This is a genomic window from Microbacterium sp. NPDC055683 (assembly GCF_053617895.1).
Window position 1 is genome coordinate 1 of the sequence record NZ_JBSHGQ010000087.1, and the last position, 1,204, is coordinate 1,204.

General features: G+C 68.1%; 1 protein-coding gene. It reads right to left on the bottom strand.

Annotated features, from left to right (window positions below; all coding sequences use genetic code 11):
* Positions 1-46 precede the first annotated feature (46 nt).
* A complete protein-coding gene (gap, locus tag ACWGPF_RS17535; protein WP_345435077.1) occupies positions 47-1,051 on the bottom strand; it encodes a type I glyceraldehyde-3-phosphate dehydrogenase in 1,005 nt (334 codons plus the stop codon).
* Positions 1,052-1,204: the final 153 nt, after the last annotated feature.

Sequence of the window (1,204 nt, forward strand, 5' to 3'; positions counted from 1 at the left end):
GGCGCGTGGCTGCGCGCCTGCGGGCTTCCCGGACGGTTCCTGAAGCTCAGAGCTTCTCGGCGACGATCTCGGTGAGGTCGACGAGACGGTTCGAGTAGCCCCACTCGTTGTCGTACCACGACGAGAGCTTGACCTGCGTGCCGAGGACGCGCAGGAGGCCGGAGTCGAAGATCGACGAGTGCGGGTCGTGGACGATGTCGCTCGAGACGATCTCGTCCTCGGTGTACTTGAGGATGCCCTTGAGCGGGCCCTCCGCGGCCTCCTTGAAGGCGGCCTTGATCTCGTCGACGGTCAGCTCGCGCTCGGTCTCGACCGTGAGGTCGGTGATCGAGCCGGTGGGGACGGGCACGCGGAGCGCGAAGCCGTCGAGCTTGCCCTTGAGCTCGGGGAGGACGAGGCCGATGGCCTTCGCCGCGCCCGTCGAGGTGGGGACGATGTTGAGGGCGGCGGCGCGCGCGCGACGGAGGTCGGAGTGCGGGCCGTCCTGGAGGTTCTGGTCGGCCGTGTAGGCGTGGACCGTCGTCATGAGGCCGCGCACGATGCCGAACTTGTCGTTGAAGACCTTGGCGAGCGGGGCGAGGCAGTTGGTCGTGCACGACGCGTTCGAGATGATGTGGTGCTTCTCGGGGTCGTACAGGTGCTCGTTGGCGCCGATGACGAAGGTCGCGTCCTCGCCCTTGGCGGGAGCCGAGATGAGGACCTTCTTCGCGCCGCCCTCGATGTGCTTGCGGGCGTCGTCGGCGTTCGTGAAGCGGCCGGTCGACTCGATGACGATGTCGACGCCCAGCTCGCCCCACGGGAGCGCTGCGGGGTCGCGCTCGGCGAGCGCGGCGATCTTGTGGCCGCCGACCGTGATGGACGACTCGTCGTACGTGACGTCCTGGTCGAGCACGCCGAGGATCGAGTCGTACTTCAGCAGGTGCGCGAGGGTCTTGTTGTCGGTGAGGTCGTTGACGGCGACGATCTCGAGGTCAGCACCCTGGGCGAGAGCCGCCCGCAGGTAGTTGCGGCCGATGCGGCCGAAGCCGTTGATTCCGATCCGAACAGACACGTGGTCTTCTCCTGATTGTGTAGGGTGCGCCCGCACAGGCGCGGTGGAGGGGAGGTCGTCCGCGGCGGGCTCGCACCCCCCCGCGCGCGGCCCGGTGAATCAAGAACCGAACACCTTCACCCCGGGGTTATCGGCGGGCCTCGCCCAAACCCT